At 65.2% G+C, this 16612-nt stretch carries 17 protein-coding genes; 11 read left to right on the top strand and 6 right to left on the bottom strand.

Annotated features, from left to right (window positions below):
• Positions 1-7: 7 nt before the first annotated feature.
• Both XI08_RS44730 and XI08_RS44725 read left to right on the top strand, forming a co-directional pair.
• Positions 8-793: an IclR family transcriptional regulator domain-containing protein gene (locus tag XI08_RS44730; protein WP_271579316.1), complete on the top strand. Its 786-nt coding sequence runs from the start codon at positions 8-10 to the stop codon at positions 791-793.
• Between the two features lie 177 nt (positions 794-970).
• On the top strand, positions 971-1303 hold the full coding sequence (locus XI08_RS44725) for a PRC-barrel domain-containing protein (protein ID WP_092186346.1): 333 nt from the start codon (positions 971-973) through the stop codon (positions 1301-1303).
• Positions 1304-1393: 90 nt separating this feature from the next.
• On the opposite strand, the gene XI08_RS44720 is transcribed toward XI08_RS44725, so the two are convergent.
• The 4 genes from XI08_RS44720 to XI08_RS44705 form a co-directional block, all read right to left on the bottom strand.
• Positions 1394-1828 carry a VOC family protein gene (locus tag XI08_RS44720; RefSeq protein ID WP_271579315.1) on the bottom strand — a complete coding sequence of 145 codons (435 nt, stop codon included), beginning with the start codon at positions 1826-1828 and terminating at the stop codon, positions 1394-1396.
• A 77-nt stretch (positions 1829-1905) separates the two neighbouring features.
• Positions 1906-2739, bottom strand: a complete 834-nt coding sequence (locus XI08_RS44715; RefSeq protein ID WP_271579314.1) for a helix-turn-helix domain-containing protein — start codon at positions 2737-2739, stop codon at positions 1906-1908.
• Positions 2740-2809: 70 nt separating this feature from the next.
• Complete coding sequence (locus tag XI08_RS44710) at positions 2810-3202, bottom strand: group II truncated hemoglobin (protein WP_271579313.1); 393 nt, start codon at positions 3200-3202, stop codon at positions 2810-2812.
• Positions 3203-3428: 226 nt separating this feature from the next.
• On the bottom strand, positions 3429-4355 hold the full coding sequence (locus tag XI08_RS44705; RefSeq protein ID WP_271579499.1) for a helix-turn-helix transcriptional regulator: 927 nt from the start codon (positions 4353-4355) through the stop codon (positions 3429-3431).
• A gap of 104 nt (positions 4356-4459) precedes the next feature.
• On the opposite strand from XI08_RS44705, the gene XI08_RS44700 reads away from it, so the two are divergent.
• The 5 genes from XI08_RS44700 to boxB all read left to right on the top strand — a co-directional run bounded on the left by XI08_RS44700 (position 4460) and on the right by boxB (position 10761).
• Positions 4460-6001 (top strand): benzoate-CoA ligase family protein, encoded by a 1542-nt coding sequence (locus tag XI08_RS44700; RefSeq protein ID WP_271579312.1) that lies wholly within the window; start codon positions 4460-4462, stop codon positions 5999-6001.
• A 129-nt stretch (positions 6002-6130) separates the two neighbouring features.
• Positions 6131-6949 (top strand): alpha/beta fold hydrolase, encoded by an 819-nt coding sequence (locus tag XI08_RS44695; protein WP_271579311.1) that lies wholly within the window; start codon positions 6131-6133, stop codon positions 6947-6949.
• 21 nt (positions 6950-6970) lie between these two features.
• Complete coding sequence (locus tag XI08_RS44690) at positions 6971-7495, top strand: DUF309 domain-containing protein (RefSeq protein WP_271579310.1); 525 nt, start codon at positions 6971-6973, stop codon at positions 7493-7495.
• Between the two features lie 111 nt (positions 7496-7606).
• Complete coding sequence (gene boxC / locus XI08_RS44685) at positions 7607-9295, top strand: 2,3-epoxybenzoyl-CoA dihydrolase (protein ID WP_271579309.1); 1689 nt, start codon at positions 7607-7609, stop codon at positions 9293-9295.
• Between the two features lie 14 nt (positions 9296-9309).
• Positions 9310-10761, top strand: a complete 1452-nt coding sequence (boxB, locus tag XI08_RS44680) for a benzoyl-CoA 2,3-epoxidase subunit BoxB (RefSeq protein WP_271579308.1) — start codon at positions 9310-9312, stop codon at positions 10759-10761.
• Between the two features lie 206 nt (positions 10762-10967).
• Here boxB and XI08_RS44675 read toward each other — a convergent pair whose 3' ends face one another.
• Positions 10968-11768: an SDR family oxidoreductase gene (locus XI08_RS44675; RefSeq protein WP_027542298.1), complete on the bottom strand. Its 801-nt coding sequence runs from the start codon at positions 11766-11768 to the stop codon at positions 10968-10970.
• 273 nt (positions 11769-12041) lie between these two features.
• The gene (locus XI08_RS44670; RefSeq protein ID WP_271579307.1) at positions 12042-13100 is read right to left on the bottom strand and encodes a polysaccharide deacetylase family protein; all 1059 of its coding nucleotides are present in this window, start codon (positions 13098-13100) and stop codon (positions 12042-12044) included.
• A gap of 165 nt (positions 13101-13265) precedes the next feature.
• Between XI08_RS44670 and XI08_RS44665 the strand changes: the two genes are divergently transcribed.
• The 4 genes from XI08_RS44665 (at position 13266) to XI08_RS44650 (ending at position 16603) form a co-directional block, all read left to right on the top strand.
• A complete protein-coding gene (locus tag XI08_RS44665; protein WP_025575556.1) occupies positions 13266-14660 on the top strand; it encodes an OmpA family protein in 1395 nt (464 codons plus the stop codon).
• A 2-nt stretch (positions 14661-14662) separates the two neighbouring features.
• Complete coding sequence (locus XI08_RS44660; RefSeq protein WP_025575554.1) at positions 14663-14959, top strand: hypothetical protein; 297 nt, start codon at positions 14663-14665, stop codon at positions 14957-14959.
• A 124-nt stretch (positions 14960-15083) separates the two neighbouring features.
• Positions 15084-15674 (top strand): TetR/AcrR family transcriptional regulator, encoded by a 591-nt coding sequence (locus XI08_RS44655; RefSeq protein ID WP_271579306.1) that lies wholly within the window; start codon positions 15084-15086, stop codon positions 15672-15674.
• Positions 15671-16603: a haloalkane dehalogenase gene (locus XI08_RS44650; protein ID WP_271579305.1), complete on the top strand. Its 933-nt coding sequence runs from the start codon at positions 15671-15673 to the stop codon at positions 16601-16603. Before XI08_RS44655 ends, XI08_RS44650 begins: the two co-directional genes overlap by 4 nt.
• Positions 16604-16612 lie beyond the last annotated feature (9 nt).

The following is a 16612-nucleotide window of genomic DNA, read 5'->3' as shown; positions in this document are numbered from 1 at the left end:
CGGCGCCATGCCCAAGCTGAAGCGAAGCGAGAGCGACGAGCGCGCGACGGATTTCGTCGAAAGCCTCGATCGCGGCCTGCGCCTGCTTCAGTGCTTCGGCGCGACGGTCGGCCCGATGACCTTGAGTGATCTCGCCCGCGCCGCGGACCTGCCGCGCGCGACCGCGCGACGCATGCTGTTCACGCTCCAGCGTGGCGGCTTCGTTTCTGGCGACGGCAAGCTGTTCTCGCTGACGCCGCACGTGCTGACGCTGGCGGCGTCTTATCTGCGATCCAATCAGCTCGTCACGGTCCTGCAACCGGTGCTCGATCGCGTCGCGACGGCGGCAAACGAAATTTCCTCGCTCGCGGTGCTCGACGGCGACGACGTCGTGTTCGTCGCGCGCAGCAGTCCGGCGCGGATGTTCTCCGGCGGGCTCGAAATTGGCTACCGCCTGCCGGCCTTCTGCACCTCGGTCGGCCGTGCCATGCTCGGCCAGCTCGACGATGCCGAACTTGCCGCACGGTTGAAGGCGACGAAGCGTGAGGCGCTAACGCCGCAGACGGTGACCGATCCCGGGGCGCTGCTCACGCGTATCGCCGCCGACCGCGCGCAGGGCTACTCGCTGGTCGACCGCGAGGCCGAGCCGCATTTCCGCTCGATCTCCGTCCCCGTCCGCCGCTACGACGACGTGATCGTCGCAGCCATCAACATGGGCGCCCATGTCGACCGCGTGCCGGCACAGGAGCTGATCGACCGCTTCCTGCCGCTGCTGCGCGAGGGCGCCGAAGCGGTGCGCTCGCGGTTGCTGTAGCCACGGCTGCGTAGGGTGGGTTAGCCCTGCAGATGCGCAAAGCGCATCTGCTCGGCGTAACCCACCGCTTCTATCAGCGTGCGGGACGCAAAGAGGTGGGTTACGCTGACGCTAACCCACCCTACATTTCCGCCGCCCGTGCTATAATGTGCGGCACAAGAGAACAGGGAGGATGCCATGCAACATACCATGGTTCCCAGTGATCGCGTGGAGCACGTCGCCGTCTACGGGCGCGACGGCACGAAGCTCGGCACGATCGAGCGACTGATGCTCGACAAGGTCAGCGGAATGGTCACCTATGCCGTGATCAAGACCGGCGGGCTGCTCGGTACCCATCACCATTATCCGGTGCAGTGGAGCGCGCTGAAATACGATCGCGGCCGTCAGGCCTTCCAGGTCGAACTGTCGTCGGAGCAATTGAGCAGCGGCCCCTGCGAAATCGATGGCGACGAGTTCGACTGGGGCGACCGCTCGCGGCCCTACCCGCATCCGAACTATTGGTCGGTCTAGCGAGCAGGACGGGTTCGCAGCCGCACCGCGCTTGCGGGCTCGATCGAGCTTGCCGCGCCTGCCGAGCGGTATCCGAAGCGACCGCCTGGCCTATCCCGGCAGCGGCTCTTCGCCGGCCTTGGGCCAATAGGTTCCAAAGCTCCAGAGGCCGCCCTCGGAATCGCGCGCCGCGAAATCGCGGCTGCCATAGTCGGTATCGTAGGGCTCCATCTCGATCGTCGCACCGGACGCCTTCACCTTCTCATAGAGTGCGTCGGGATCATCGACAGCCAGATAAATGGCATCCGTCCGGCGGCCGCCGATGTCGCCGACCCGCTTTGCGTACGCATCATCGCGATGCGCGCCGAGCATGAGGATCGATGATCCAAATGCCAATTCGGCGTGAACGACCGTACCGTCTTTGCGATAGACCACGCGTTCGGCGAAACCGAGGACGTTCTTCAGCCAAGCGATCATCGCCTCCGCGTCCTTGCAGCGCATGGTGTGGTACAGGCGCGGCGCTTCATAGCCATTCTGCGGGTTCATGAAACTCTCCAGGTCGATTGCGACGCCGACCCTAGTTCGGATCGCGCCAGCCGGGCTTGAACAAATGGGACCAGGCGCTACCCGCCGCCGTCCCGCATCAGGCGTGGATCCGCAAAATCGAGCCGCGCGGCCCATCCGGTCGGCGTCTCGCCGCTCAATATCCGGAAGTCGCGGGCAAGATGCGCCTGGTCGGCATAGCCGGCGTCTGCCGCGACGGCTGCCCAGCCGCCGGTCCCGTCCGTGCGGGCCAGTGAGCAAGCCCGATGAAAGCGCAGCATCTGGGCCATTGTCTTCGGCGGCACGCCGATCTCGTTGTGGAAGCGGCGCGTGAGATGCTTGCGGCTCCAGCCAATGTCGGAGGCGAGCTGGGTGATCCGGACCGCGCCGGCCCGTCGCCAGAGCGTATCGAGGGCGAAGGCGATCGCCGGCGAGGGCTCATGCACAGCGCGACGAAGCACGAAGTCTTCCACGATCTCAAATCGTCGCCGCCATCCGACCGCCTCGGCAACCCTGGCGCGGAGGTTCTCGCCATCCCGTCCTAGAATGTCGTCCAGGCCGACCATGCGCGCGGTCAGATCCGGCACCGCTCCTCCGAAGAAGCGATACGCTCCAAGCGGGGTGAAATCGACCTGAACGCATTCGGCGCGGCCATCGGATTCGATGAGGACCGGTCCGGGAAAGAGGCCTGCGGCGAAACTCGGCTGAGCGTCGGCAACATCCGGTTCGCGCCCAAGTGCAATGCGGAAGGGTGTCCCCAAATTCACGAGAAGAGGCAGCGCAAGCGGCGCCGCGTGCCGGAAGCCGGCCAGCCCGACGCCGCGCTCGCGATAGAACGAGATGCTGGAGACCAGCCGCGCGAGGCGCGGCGAGGCGGGCCGACGGATGACATCGGGGTTTGCGGCAGCGTCCATCGCGCGCAGCATAGCGCCGCAATGGTGCCCCTCCAAGTGCAGGGCGCGCCCCGCCTTGCCTGTAGGGTGGCTAACGGTTGCGCATCCAGTCGGCGAGGCCGGACAGCGCCTTGTCGAGGTCCTGCCGCGCGGCAGCGTCCGCGACCGTCTCCTCCAGCGCGCCGCGCATGCAGGTGAGCCACGCATCGCGTTCGGCATCGCCGATGGCAAAGCCGATATGCCGCTGGCGCAACCGCGGATGGCCTTTCTCGACGGAATAGAGTCTTGGCCCGCCGGTCCATTCGGTGAGATAGCGCTTCAGCACGTCCCTGATCAGGCCGAGATCGGCTGCGTGCATGGCGCGGATGACTTGCGCCTCCGGCAAAGTATCCATCCGCTGATAGAAACGCTCGACCAGAAGGTCGATCGTGGCACTGCCGCCGATCCGCTCGAACATGGAAATTGCGACGTCGCTATCGGTCATGTCTTGTCCAAGGATTCGCTGTGGAGCGTTGATATATAGTGTTGTCGGAAGTCGCGCAAAATCCTCGCTGTCGTCGCGGACAAGCGCGCCCTCAAGCGCGCGCAGATCCGGGATCCATAACCACAGGGAGGATTTTGGCGAAGACTCGTCGTTCGGTACTTCTACCGATCGCAACTGATAGATCACGCGGTATGGGTCCCGGCCTTCGCCGGGACGACGGCGGGGGTTACAGCGCCACGCTGCGCAGACCAAAACTGCGCGCTTCGTTCTGCAGCACCGGGCGCACCGCGTCGATCAGGCGCGCGGCGGCGGCATCGACGGAGAGCCCTGCAGTATCCACCACCGCCGTCGCACGCGCATACAACGGCTCGCGGCTGCGCAAAATGTTGCGCAACTCCGTCATGGCGGAACGATCGTCAGCCATCGGCCGCAGATCGCCCTGGCGGCGGACACGGGCCATGTGCTCCTCGGGCTCGGCCTTCAGCCAGATCGTGTAGAACGACGACAGGATCTGGTCGAAGGTCAGGGGCTCCGAGACGATGCCGCCGCCGGTCGCCAGCACCATCAGCTCGTTGCGCGCGAGCAGCTGCTGTAGCGCCGCCTGCTCCATGCGACGAAAGCCTTCCTGGCCGTACAGCGCGATGATCTCGGCGACCGAGAGGCCGTTCTGCTGCTCGACCTCCTTGTTGAGCTCGACGAAGCTCCAGCCGACCTTCTTCGCCAGCATCCTGCCGAGCGTGGATTTGCCGGCGCCGCGCAGGCCGATCAGCGCGATGCCGCAGAATGGCGCGCGGCGCGGCGCCGATGCGCTGCCTCCGGCGAGCAGGTCCTTGGCCTGCGCGATCTGCGCCGGCGTCGCCTTGCGCAGCAGGTCGCGAAACATCTGCCAGTCCGGCGTCGGATCGGCGCTGGGGAGCAGATCTTCGAGATGCGCGCCCATCGCGTCGGAGACACGGCGGAGCAGCACGATCGAGACATTGCCCTTGCCGCTTTCGAGCTGCGCGATGTAGCGCTCCGAGATTCCTGATACCTTGGCGAGCACTTTTCGCGACATGCCGCGCAGTGCGCGCATGGTGCGCACGCGCTGGCCGAGCTGTTCGAGAAATCGGGATTCGGCGTCGGGACTGTCGGTCATGAGCCTTCTTTTGCGGATGTCCTGCGGCGCGTTTTAATGAAACATAATGCCTGCTAGCATTGACAGCAAGCCGCCGCGGTGTCTTTCTATGAATTATAATTCTAAATCCGGGGGAGAAGTCCGTGAGCGAGGGATCCTATAACGCGGTGACCTGGCTGCTCGACCGTAACGTCGAAGAGGGGCGTGGCAACAAGCTCGCCTTCGACGACACCGTCTCGCGGCTCACCTATGGCGAGCTCCAGCGCGAAAGCCGCCGCGCCGCCAACATGCTGCGCCGTCTCGGCGTCCGCCGCGAGGAGCGCGTGGCGATGATCATGCTCGATACGGTCGATTTCCCGATCGTGTTCCTGGGCGCGATCCGCGCCGGCATCGTGCCGGTGCCGCTCAACACGCTGCTGACCGCGGATCAATACGCCTACATCCTCGCCGACTGCCGTGCCCGCGTGCTGTTCGTCTCCGAAGCGCTCTATCCCGTCATCAAGGACGTCGTCGGCCGCATGCCCGATCTCGAGCATGTCGTGGTCTCCGGCGCCAAGCAGAACGGCCACAAGCAACTCGCCGAGGAGCTCGCGGGCGAGAGCGATCAGTTCACCACCGCCGCGACGCATCCGGACGAGCCGGCGTTCTGGCTCTATTCGTCCGGCTCGACCGGCATGCCCAAGGGCGTGCGCCATCTGCATTCGAACCTGCAGGCCACCGCCGACACCTACGCAAAGCAGGTGCTCGGCATTCGCGAGAGCGACGTCTGTCTCTCCGCGGCAAAGCTGTTCTTCGCCTACGGTCTCGGCAATGCGCTGACCTTCCCGATGTCGGTCGGCGCCACCGTGGTGCTGAACAGCGAGCGTCCGACGCCCGCACGCATGTTCGACCTGATGAACCGCTACAACCCGTCGATCTTCTACGGCGTGCCGACCTTGTTCGCGGCCATGCTCAACGACGAGACGATGAAGAGCGAGCGTGGCGGAAAGAGCTTGCGCATCTGCACCTCGGCCGGCGAGGCGCTGCCGGAATCCGTCGGCAACAGCTGGAAGGCGCGCTTCGGCGTCGACATTCTCGACGGCGTCGGCTCGACCGAGCTCTTGCACATCTTTCTGTCGAACGCGCCCGGCGACATCAAATACGGCTCCTCCGGCAAGCCGGTGCCGGGCTATGCGGTGCGGCTGGTCAACGAGGCCGGGCAGGACGTCGCCGACGGCGAGGTCGGCGAGCTCCTGGTCGATGCGCCCTCCGCCGGCGAAGGCTACTGGAACCAGCGCCACAAGAGCCGCCGCACCTTCGAGGGCCCGTGGACGCGCACCGGCGACAAATATGTCAGGGATGCCGAGGGCCGCTACACCTTCTGCGGCCGTGCCGACGACATGTTCAAGGTCTCCGGCATCTGGGTTTCGCCGTTCGAGGTCGAGAGCGCGCTGATCACGCATCCGGCGGTGCTGGAAGCCGCCGTCGTGCCCGAGGCCGATCCGGAAGGCCTCCTGAAGCCAAAGGCTTTCGTCGTGCTGCGTCCGGGCGTGAAGACGACGGATTTGCAGGAGACGCTGAAGGAGCACGTCAAGCAGAAGATCGGTCCGTGGAAATATCCGCGCTGGATCGACGTGGTCGACTCGCTGCCGAAGACGGCGACGGGGAAAATCCAGCGGTTCAAGCTGCGGGAAGGGGCGAATTGATTGGCTTCGTCATTCCGGGGCGCGCGAAGCGCGAACCCGGAATCTCGATCCGCAGACTGCAATCTCGGGATTCCGGATCAACTCGCTTTGCGAGTTGTACGGAATGACGGAATGAATGGAATCGACAGCATGACCAACCTCACCCCCACAGGCTTCCTCAGCATCGGCAACGCCAGCCTCGAATACAAATGGCTCGCGCCGCAATCGGCGGACGCACCGACCATCGTCATGCTGCATGAAGGCCTCGGCTCGGTGGGCCTCTGGGGCGACTTCCCGGAAAAGCTTCGAGAGGCGACCGGTGCCGGCATCTTCGTCTATTCGCGGGCGGGCTACGGGCAGTCGAGCCCGGTCGCGCTGCCGCGGCCGCTCGATTACATGCAGCGCGAGGCGCTCGATGTGTTGCCGAAACTGCTCGATGCGATCGGCTTCAAGCGTGGCCTCCTGCTCGGCCATTCCGACGGCGCCTCGATCGCGACGATCTATGCCGGCGCGCATCAGGATCATCGCCTGAACGGCCTCGTGCTGATCGCGCCGCATTTCATCGTCGAGGACATCTCGGTGAAATCCATCGCCGCGATCAAGACCACCTTCGAGACCACCGATCTCAAGACCAAGCTCGCGCGCTGGCACAAGGACGTCGACAACGCCTTCTACGGCTGGAACGGTGCCTGGCTCGATCCGAAATTCCGCGACTGGGACATCTCGGAATACCTCGCCTATATCCGCGTACCTGTCATGGTCCTGCAAGGTGTGGACGACCAATATGGCACGCTGCGCCAGGTCGAGATCGCGCAGGAAGAGTGTTATTGTCCGGTAGATTTGAAAGTCATTTCAGGCGCGGGACATTCCCCGCATCGTGAAGCGCCGGGGGCGACGCTTGACGCGATCGAGCAATTTGCAAAGGCGGCCCTGCGCGACGACCAGGGCCTTCAGGGACGCGCCGCATGACGTTGCGGAGGCGCACCTTTCATGAGTGCGCCGCCGAATGCGAGCGGCCAATTGCCGTGGCCGCAATGGGCCTATGTGCCGGGCGAGGCCGCCGGGCTTGATGCCGACTACGTGACGCTCGACATGGCCAAGGCGCTGGTGCCCTCGGCCTTTCGCGGCCATGTGCCGGCGCGCCATCCGGCGCTGCGCTACGGGCTCGCGCTCAACGACCGCGGCTATTTCTGGGAAGCGCAGGAGGTGCTGGAGGCGGTGTGGGCCGCGGCGCCCCAAGGCGGCCGCGAGCGCATTCTGCTGCGGGCCTGCATCCACATCGCCAATGCGAATTTGCGGCTGCGCATGCAGAGGTCGCATTCGGCGGCACGGCTGTTCGGCGAGGCGCTGGCGGAGCTGCGCGCGCTGAGCGCGCGCAAGACGGCTGCGGCCGGCGACGGCTTTGTCGAGAGCTTCCCCATTGCGGCGCTGACGGCCTTGCTCCAGGCCAAGATCGGCCGTCCCCAGCTCTCCAAGGCCGACTGGATCGCGCTCGGCGCCATCGTGCGGTCCTAGGCGCCCGCATGAAACAAAGTGCATGTCTTGACCGTTAAGGACTAGACGTACTCCAAAATGTGCACTATTGTGCATCTAACGGTTAAACCAAGACGAACTCAAGGGTGGCCCATGGCCGGGGAAGATCGGCGCCTCGCAGGCGGCGCGACATTCATCGATTTCCAGACCGAACCGTCCCGCTACAAGCACTGGAAGCTCGCGGTCGACGGCGACGTCGCGACCCTGACCATGGACGTCGACGAGAATGGCGGCCTGTTCGAGGGCTATCTGCTCAAGCTCAATTCCTACGACCTCGGCGTCGACATCGAGCTTGCCGATGCGATCCAGCGGCTGCGCTTCGAGCATCCCGAGGTGAAGGTCGTGGTGATGCGCTCGGCCAAGAACCGCGTGTTCTGCGCCGGCGCCAACATCCGCATGCTCGCGGGCTCGACCCACGCCCACAAGGTCAACTTCTGCAAGTTCACCAACGAGACCCGCAACGGCATGGAGGATTCGTCCGAAAATTCCGGCCAGCGCTTCATCACCGTGGTGAACGGCTCGGCCGCCGGCGGCGGCTATGAGCTCGCGCTCGCGACCGACTACATCATCCTCGCCGACGACGGTGCGTCTTCGGTGGCGCTGCCCGAAGTGCCGCTGCTCGCGGTGCTGCCCGGCACCGGCGGCCTCACCCGCGTCGTCGACAAGCGCAAGGTGCGCCGCGACCATGCCGACTTCTTCTGCACCATCGAGGAAGGCGTGAAGGGCAAGCGCGCCGTGCAATGGCGTCTCGTCGACGAGATCGCGCCGAACTCCAAGCTGGAAGGCAAGATTGCCGAGCGCGTCAAGGAATTCGCAGCTTCCTCGAGGCGCAGCGGCAGCGGCAAGGGCATTGCGCTGACGCCGCTCAGGCGCATCGTCGACGAGACCAGCCTGCGCTACGGCTTCGTCACCGTCGACGTCGATCGTGCCGCCCGTATCGCCACCATCTCGATCAAGGCGCCGGAGGCAGCTCCGCCCGCCGACATCGACGGCATGATGGCGCAGGGCGCTTCGTTCTGGCCGCTCCAAGTCGCGCGCGAGCTTGACGACGCGATCCTGCATCTGCGCATCAACGAGCTCGAGATCGCCATGCTGGTGTTCAAGAGCCACGGCGACCGCGCCCATGTGCTCGCAGTCGACGCCTTCCTCGACGCCAACAAGGCGCACTGGCTGGTCAACGAGATCAGGCATTACTGGAAGCGCGTGCTGAAGCGTATCGACGTCACCTCGCGGACGCTGGTGACGCTGGTCGAGCCCGGCTCCTGCTTTGCCGGCACGCTCGCCGAGCTCGTCTTCGCCGCCGACCGCTCCTACATGCTGATCGGCACCCGCCAGGGCGACAACCGGCCGCCGCCGTCGATCGAACTGTCGGCGATGAACTTTGGCCCGTATCCGATGAGCCATGGTTTGACGCGGCTGCAGTCGCGCTTCCAGGCCGACCCGTCCGACCTGGAGCGCGCGGAAGCCACCGTCGGCACCAGCTTGGACGCCGAGGAGGCCGAGGAGCTTGGCCTCGTCACCTTCGCGCTCGACGACATCGACTGGGATGACGAGGTCCGCGTATTTCTGGAGGAGCGCGCCAGCTTCTCGCCCGACAGCCTCACCGGCATGGAAGCGAGCCTCCGCTTCGTCGGCCCGGAGACGATGGAATCAAAGATCTTCGCGCGCCTCACCGCCTGGCAGAACTGGATCTTCCAGCGCCCGAACGCGGTCGGCGAGGAAGGCGCGCTCCGCCGCTACGGCAGCGGCCAGAAGCCGAAATTCGATATGACAAGAGTTTAGGGAGAAGCACGGCCATGAACATGAACATCATGAACGTCGACTACTCGACCAAGATTCCCAACAACGTCAATCTCGCCGAAGACCGCCAGGTGCTGAAGGCGCTGGAAGGCTGGCATCCCGGCTACATGGACTGGTGGAGCGACATGGGGCCGGAAGGTTTCCAGGAGTCGCTGGTGTATTTGCGCACCGCCTACTCCGTCGATCCGCGCGGCTGGGCCAAGTTCGACTATGTCCGCATGCCCGACTATCGCTGGGGCATCCTGCTTGCGCCGCAGGAAGAGAACCGCGTCGTTCCCTTCGGAGAGCATTATGGCGAGCCGGCCTGGCAGGAAGTGCCGGGCGAGCATCGCGCCATGCTGCGCCGCCTGATCGTGATCCAGGGCGACACCGAGCCGGCCTCGGTCGAGCAGCAGCGCCATCTCGGCAAGACCGCGCCCTCGCTCTACGACATGCGCAACCTGTTCCAGGTCAATGTCGAGGAAGGCCGTCACCTCTGGGCGATGGTCTACCTGCTCCAGAAGTATTTCGGTCGCGACGGCCGCGAGGAAGCCGACGATCTGCTGCGCCGCCGCTCCGGCGATGCGGACGCGCCGCGCATGCTCGGTGCGTTCAACGAGGCGACGCCGGACTGGCTGTCCTTCTTCATGTTCACCTACTTCACCGACCGCGACGGCAAGATGCAGCTGCACAGCCTCGCGCAGTCGGGCTTCGATCCGCTCTCGCGCACCTGCCGCTTCATGCTCACGGAAGAAGCGCACCACATGTTCGTCGGCGAGACCGGCATCACCCGTGTCGTGCAGCGCACCTGCGATGCGATGCGCGAGGCCGGCATCACCGATCCCACCGACATCGCCAAGGTCCGCGCGCTCGGCGTGATCGACCTGCCGACCATCCAGAAGAAGCTGAACCTGCACTATACGCTGTCGCTCGACCTGTTCGGCTCGGAGGTCTCGACCAACGCGGCCAACGCCTTCAACGCCGGCATCAAGGGCCGCTATCACGAGACCCAGATCGAGGACGATCACCAGCTCAAGAACGCCACCTATCCGGTGCTCAAGTTCATCAACGGCGAGATCAAGCTGGTGGACGAGCCGGCGCTGACCGCGCTCAACATGCGCCTGCGCGACGATTACAGCCAGGATTGCGTCAAGGGCATGCTGCGCTGGAACAAGGTGATCTCGACCGCGGGCTACGACTTCAAGCTGGCCTTGCCCAACGTCGCCTTCCACCGCCACATCGGCGAGTTCAAGGACGTCCATGCGACGCCCGACGGCATTTTGATCGACGATGCCACCTGGGCCAAGCGCAAGGACGAGTGGCTGCCTTCGACCGCCGACGGCGACTTCATCACCTCCTTGATGCAGCCAGTCACCGAAACCGGCGAGTTCGCCTCCTGGATCTCGCCGCCGAAAGTCGGCATCGACAACAAGCCCGGCGATTTCGAGTACGTGAAGATCGAGTCGTAACGGCTGCTCGCGAGTCGCGACGGCCGCGCCACAACTCTGGTGTCGTCCCGGCGAAGGCCGGGACCCATAACCCCAGGGAGCAGTTTGGCGAAGACTCGTTGTCCGGTACTCATACCAACCGCAATCGATAGATTCCGCGGTATGGGTCCCGGCCTTCGCCGGGACGACATTGGAGTATGACGCACCGCCGCGCTGACGCTCGCCGCCTAACCCGCGATCTCCAGCCCGGCATTGGCGTAGACCACGCCGCCATCCACCGCGATGGTGTTGCCGACCACGTAATCGCCGGCACGCGAGGCGAGATAGATCGCGACCCCTGCCATGTCCTCGTCGGTTCCGATGCGCCGCGCCGGGATGCGCTTGGCGACCTCGTCCGAATGGTCGCGCGCGGCCCGGTTCATGTCGGACTTGAACGCGCCGGGCGCGATGGCGGTGACGTTGATGTTGTCCTTGATCAGCTTCGTCGCCATGCGCCGCGTCAGATGGATCACGGCGGCCTTGCTGGCGGCGTAGGAATAGGTCTCGCCCGGATTGACGAAGATGCCGTCGACCGAGGCGATGTTGATGACCTTGGCCGGACGTTCCGCGCTTGCCGCCGCGCGCAGCGGCTTCGCCAGCGCCTTGGTCAGGAAGAACAGCGACTTGACGTTGAGGTCCATCACCTTGTCCCAGCCGCTTTCTGGGAATTCGTCGAACTCCGCGCCCCAGGCCGCGCCGGCATTGTTGACGAGGATGTCGAGCTTCGGCTCCAGCTTGATGATTTCGCCGGCGAGCTTGTCGCAGCCTTCGACGGTCGAGATGTCGATCGGCAGCGCGATGCACTCGCCGTCATATTGGCCTGACAGCTCTTTCGCCGTCGCCTCGCACGGTCCCGCCTTGCGCGCGGTGATGTAGACCTTCGCAGCGCCCTGCGCCAGGAAGCCCGCCGCGATCATCTTGCCGATGCCGCGCGAGCCGCCGGTCACGAGTGCGATGCGGCCTTTGAGCGAGAACAGATCGTTGAACATGGTGCCTCCCTTGGTTTGGCGACGTTTTGAGCGGAGAGGGGGAGGGAGTCAATCGCGTCCTCGTCCTCGCGAAGTGAGCTGAAGACGATGAGAGTGTCGCGCGACAGCGGTGCAATCCCCTCGGTGTCGTCCCGGCGGAGGCCGGGACCCATAACCACAGGGAGAGGTTTGGCGAAGGCTGGTCGTTCGGGATTGATACCGATCGCAATCGAAAAATCACGCGGTATGGGTCCCGGCCCCCGTGCGCAATTGCGCACTAGGCCGGGACGACAATTAGGCCGCCGCAATCCGGCGGAAGCCGTTCCACATCGCGGTCGCGGCGCCCGAGGTCAGCACCGGCAGGATACGCGCGTCCTGGTAGTTGCCGTTGAGCGAGACGCGCGGCAGCGCGGTCATGTGGCCGGCGTTCTCGGCGAACAGCATGCCGGGTCGCGTCGTCACCGCGCTCTTGAAGCCGGCCGATGCGGCCAGCGCAAATTCGCGCATCCCGGCAGCCTCGCGGTCGCCATAGGGATAGGCGAAGTGCAGCACGGGACGCTCCAGCGCCCTCTCGATCCGCGTGCGGCTGACCGCCATCTCCTGCGCGGCGATCTCCTCGCTCTGCCTGGCGAGATTGCAATGGCTGATGGTGTGCGCGCCGATCGTGACCAGCGGATCTGCGGCCAGCTGCTTCACCCCGTCCCAGGACAGGCAGAGGGTGCGGCACAGCGCTTCCATGTCGACGCCATGCCTGGCGCAGAGCGCGGCGATCTCGCGCGAGAGATCATGCTCGCCCGGCAGCGCGCGCAGCCAGTCGTGCAGGCGGTCGAACGCCGCCTGTTTCGCGGCAGGCGTCGTCGCGTCGAGCCGGAGCGCGGAATCGCCGATTGTTACGTCGATCTGCTCGGCCCCGGCGATCACGGCTTCCAGCGCCGTCCACCACAGCCGCCCCGTGCCCTCGGCGAAATCGCTGGCGACATAGACCGCCAAAGGCGCGTCAAATTCGCGCAGCACCGGCAGCGCATGGTCCAGATTATCGCGATAGCCGTCGTCGAGGGTGAAGGCGGCGAAGCGGCGGGTGAACCGGCCCTGCACCAGCCGCTCATGCAGCTCGTCCATGCTGACGATGTCGATGTCGCGCGAGCGCAGATGGCGCAGCGTCGCGCGCAAGAAATCCGGGGTGACCTCCAGATGCCGGTTCGGCTGGAACGCGGCCTCGCGGGCCGGCCGCACGTGGTGCAGCATGAAAATGGCGCCAACGCCCGACAGGAGCGGGCGCAACAGGTGGTGCGCTCCGCTGAAATAGAGTGCTCCCAGCCCGGCGCGGATGACGTTGTTACGAAGTTGTTTCATGACCCGCTGGCGGACTCTGGCCTTCCGTTTTCAACTTACGGAAGAACCCTTGAAGAAAAAGTTATTCCAATTGTCCACGCAAAGGCCTTGCGAGGGCCGCCATTTCCGGTTTGACAGCCTGCCAAGGGTTTGTTTTGTCTCCGGTTCCAGAGTTCGGGTCGTCGAATGCAGAAGCTTTTCAGGTGGGCCAGCAAATGGTGGCCAGGGCTGATCCCCCTGGCCGTCATGTGGGGATTTGCGGCCTGGAATAACACCTTACCGGTCGAGGCGGACCTGTCTGCCCGCAGCTCGGCGGCGCTCAAGGATACCGTTCTGGACAAGACCCGGATCGCGGTGGACGGCCGCGACGTCAGCCTGGCCGCGGACGCCTTTTCCGAGGAAGGGCGCCGTGACGCCGTGATGGCGGTGGAGATCGTCCCGGGCGTGCGCCTGGTCGACGACCGGACCCGCCTCGTTGCCGAGGCGAAGCCCTTCGTCTGGAACGCCGAACGTGACGTGGTGCGGGTGACGCTGTCGGGCTCCGCGCCCTTGCCGTCGATGAAGGCCCGCCTGACGGAGGTGGCACGCAAGGAGGTCGGCGGCGTCGAGGTGGCCGATCAGATGGGGCTGGCGCGTGGCGCGCCACCGCGTTTCGAGGCCGCCGCGATGCTTCTGCTCGACCAGATCGGCAAGCTCAAGGACGGCAAGATCACGATCTCCGACACAAAGGTCAATCTGTCCGGGATGGCGCGCGAGCTCGGCGGACGCGAGGCGATCGCGGCTGCGCTGAAGAATTTGCCGGAAGGGTTCTCGATCGCCGCCAATGACATCAAGGCGCCGCCCTACATCTTCCAGGCCTACAAGGACCCGGTTGCCGCGACCGTGACGCTGACCGGCTATGTTCCGGACAACAACGTCCATGCGGCGATCGCAACCAGCGCGTCGCGAAAATTCTTCAACGAGAAGGTCGTCGACAATCTCAAGGCCAGCCTCGGCGCGCCCGGCGCCTTCAACCCCGCCGTGGTCGCAGCGCTCGGAGCGCTGTCGCGGCTGTCGACCGGCACGCTCGTGGTGTCCGATCGCGAGGTGAAGCTGTCGGGCGATGCGCTCTATGAAGGCGCTGCCAACGACATTCGCGCCGGTCTCGGCAAGGACTTCCCGAAAAACTGGCAGTACAAGCCGGAAATCACGGTGAAGCCCGCGCCGGGCCCGGTCGACGGCACTGTCTGCCAGCAATTGTTCTCCGAGCTCCTGACCAAGGGCAAGATCCGCTTCGCAACGAAGCGCGCCGACATCGATCCGGACTCTGCGGGGATCCTCGACCACCTGATCGAGACGGCGCTGCGCTGTCCCACCACCAATATCGAGGTCGCCGGGCACACCGATGCCGACGGTGAGGACGCGTTCAACCAGGCTCTCTCGGAGAAGCGCGCGCAGGCGGTGATCGACTATCTGGTCAAGGCCGGCCTTCCCGCCAGCCGCTTCGCCGCGGTCGGCCACGGCAGCACGCAGCCCGTCGCCGGCAACGACACCGACGACGGCAAGGCGCAGAACCGCCGCATCGAATTTCTGGTGAGGTGACGATGCCCTATCTCCTCTCGTTCCATCTGGGCTGGCTGATCGGATCGCTGGTGCTGGGTTTCTGCATGGGCTGGATCTCGGTGGTCCAGCGCGGCAACGGCACCTCGAAGGTCACCGCGCGCTGGCTCGCCGCGCTCGCCGTCGCGCTGGTCGCGGCCTCGTTCGCGCATGTGGTCCCCGGCCGCTTCGGCTACTGGCTCGACCTCGGCCTCATCATGTTCGCCTGCTACCTGGTCGGCTGCACCATCGGCGCCTGGCTGCGCGACCGGGTGGTCTCGCGGAGCCAGCCGGCGGCTTGAGTCTCGGCGGCCCGCCCCAAGGGAACGCTCACCTGACATTGCGATAACGGCTTGATCGGCAAGCAAATTGCCCAATGGGAAAAACGTGCTTGACTTTAATACGTACGTACGTATTATTTGTTCCATGCCAAAGCCCTCGCTCAAAGACGCTATCCTCGACGCCGGCCTCAAGGTCATGTTCCGGACCGGCTATCACGGCACCAGCGTGCGCGACGTCACCGCTGCGGCGGGCGCGCCGCAGGGGTCCTTCACCAACCATTTCCGCTCCAAGGAAGCGTTCGCTTCGGAGGTGCTCGACCGCTACTTCGACGTCACCAGGGGGCTGGTCGCAGAAGCGCTTGAGGACGCCTCGCTGACGCCGCGCGCCCGTCTCAAGCGCTATCTCGACATCATCAGCGGCCGGCTCGAGGCCGACGGTTATGGTCGTGGCTGTCTGATCGGCGATCTCAGCCTGGAGGCGACCGGCAGCAGCGAAATGCTGCGCACACGCCTGACCGAGATCTTTGCCGAATGGCGCGTGCCGTTCGCGGCCTGCATCGCCGACGCTCAGGCGCGCGGCGAGATCGCCTCCGATTTCGAGCCGGGGGAGCTTGCCGACTTCCTGCTCGCATCCTGGCAGGGCGCGATCCTGCGGATGAAGGTCGATCGCAATCCGAAAGCGCTCGAACGTTTCAAGACCATCGCATTTCAAACCGTGTTCAAGGAGCCGACATGAGCAAGCCAATCGAGATCGAGATTCGCAACGCGCCCGTGCTGGGAAGCAGCATGGCTTATCGCGAGACGGGTGCGCAGGATGCGCCGGTCGTGCTGTTTCTGCACGGCAACCCAACCTCGTCGCACATCTGGCGCAACATCCTGCCGTTGGTGTCACCGGTCGCGCATTGCATTGCGCCCGATCTCATCGGCCTCGGCCAATCCGGCAAGCCCGACATCGCCTACCGCTTCTTCGACCATGTCCGCTATCTCGATGCGTTCATCGAACAGCGCGGCATCACATCGGCCTATCTCGTCGCACAGGACTGGGGCACCGCGCTCGCATTTCATCTCGCCGCGCGCCGGCCGGATTTCGTGCGCGGATTAGCCTTCATGGAATTCATCCGCCCGATGCCGACCTGGCAGGATTTCCACCATACCGAGGTCGCGGAGGAGCAAGACCATGCCGAGGCGGCGAGAGCGGTCTTTCGCAAGTTCAGGACGCCGGGCGAGGGTGAGGCCATGATCCTCGAGGCGAATGCGTTCGTCGAGCGCGTTCTGCCCGGCGGAATCGTCCGCAAGCTCAGCGACGACGAGATGGCGCCCTATCGTGCGCCGTTCCCGACGCCCGAGAGTCGTCGCCCCGTTCTTGCGTTTCCCCGCGAACTGCCGATTGCGGGCGAGCCTGCCGATGTCTATGAGGCGCTCCAATCCGCTCATGAGGCGCTGGCCGCATCTTCCTATCCGAAACTGCTGTTCACGGGCGAGCCGGGGGCGCTGGTCGCGCCGGAATTTGCCGGGCGGTTTGCGACCTCGCTGAGGCATTGCGCGTTGATCCGGCTCGGCGCGGGATTGCACTATCTGCAGGAGGACCATGCTGACGCAATCGGCCGATCGGTGGCGGGCTGGGTCGCGGGCATCGAGGCGGTGCGTCCGCAGCTCGCAGCGTGAGGAGGGATG

This window comes from Bradyrhizobium sp. CCBAU 11361 (assembly GCF_028128935.1).
In the GTDB taxonomy this organism is placed as follows: Bacteria; Pseudomonadota; Alphaproteobacteria; order Rhizobiales; family Xanthobacteraceae; genus Bradyrhizobium; species Bradyrhizobium niftali.
Note: the sequence above shows the minus strand (reverse complement) of the source record. Positions and strands in the feature narration are given on the sequence as shown.

Bases quoted from the DNA above. Each gene is read 5' to 3' on its own strand.
- XI08_RS44730 (WP_271579316.1), top strand. From the start codon at position 8: ATGCCCAAGCTGAAGCGAAGCGAGAGCGACGAGCGCGCGACGGATTTC.
- XI08_RS44725 (WP_092186346.1), top strand. From the start codon at position 971: ATGCAACATACCATGGTTCCCAGTGATCGCGTGGAGCACGTCGCCGTC.
- XI08_RS44720 (WP_271579315.1), bottom strand. From the start codon at position 1,828: ATGAACCCGCAGAATGGCTATGAAGCGCCGCGCCTGTACCACACCATG.
- XI08_RS44715 (WP_271579314.1), bottom strand. From the start codon at position 2,739: ATGGACGCTGCCGCAAACCCCGATGTCATCCGTCGGCCCGCCTCGCCG.
- XI08_RS44710 (WP_271579313.1), bottom strand. From the start codon at position 3,202: ATGACCGATAGCGACGTCGCAATTTCCATGTTCGAGCGGATCGGCGGC.
- XI08_RS44695 (WP_271579311.1), top strand. From the start codon at position 6,131: ATGACCAACCTCACCCCCACAGGCTTCCTCAGCATCGGCAACGCCAGC.
- XI08_RS44690 (WP_271579310.1), top strand. From the start codon at position 6,971: ATGAGTGCGCCGCCGAATGCGAGCGGCCAATTGCCGTGGCCGCAATGG.
- boxC (WP_271579309.1), top strand. From the start codon at position 7,607: ATGGCCGGGGAAGATCGGCGCCTCGCAGGCGGCGCGACATTCATCGAT.
- boxB (WP_271579308.1), top strand. From the start codon at position 9,310: ATGAACATGAACATCATGAACGTCGACTACTCGACCAAGATTCCCAAC.
- XI08_RS44675 (WP_027542298.1), bottom strand. From the start codon at position 11,768: ATGTTCAACGATCTGTTCTCGCTCAAAGGCCGCATCGCACTCGTGACC.
- XI08_RS44670 (WP_271579307.1), bottom strand. From the start codon at position 13,100: ATGAAACAACTTCGTAACAACGTCATCCGCGCCGGGCTGGGAGCACTC.
- XI08_RS44665 (WP_025575556.1), top strand. From the start codon at position 13,266: ATGCAGAAGCTTTTCAGGTGGGCCAGCAAATGGTGGCCAGGGCTGATC.
- XI08_RS44660 (WP_025575554.1), top strand. From the start codon at position 14,663: ATGCCCTATCTCCTCTCGTTCCATCTGGGCTGGCTGATCGGATCGCTG.
- XI08_RS44655 (WP_271579306.1), top strand. From the start codon at position 15,084: ATGCCAAAGCCCTCGCTCAAAGACGCTATCCTCGACGCCGGCCTCAAG.
- XI08_RS44650 (WP_271579305.1), top strand. From the start codon at position 15,671: ATGAGCAAGCCAATCGAGATCGAGATTCGCAACGCGCCCGTGCTGGGA.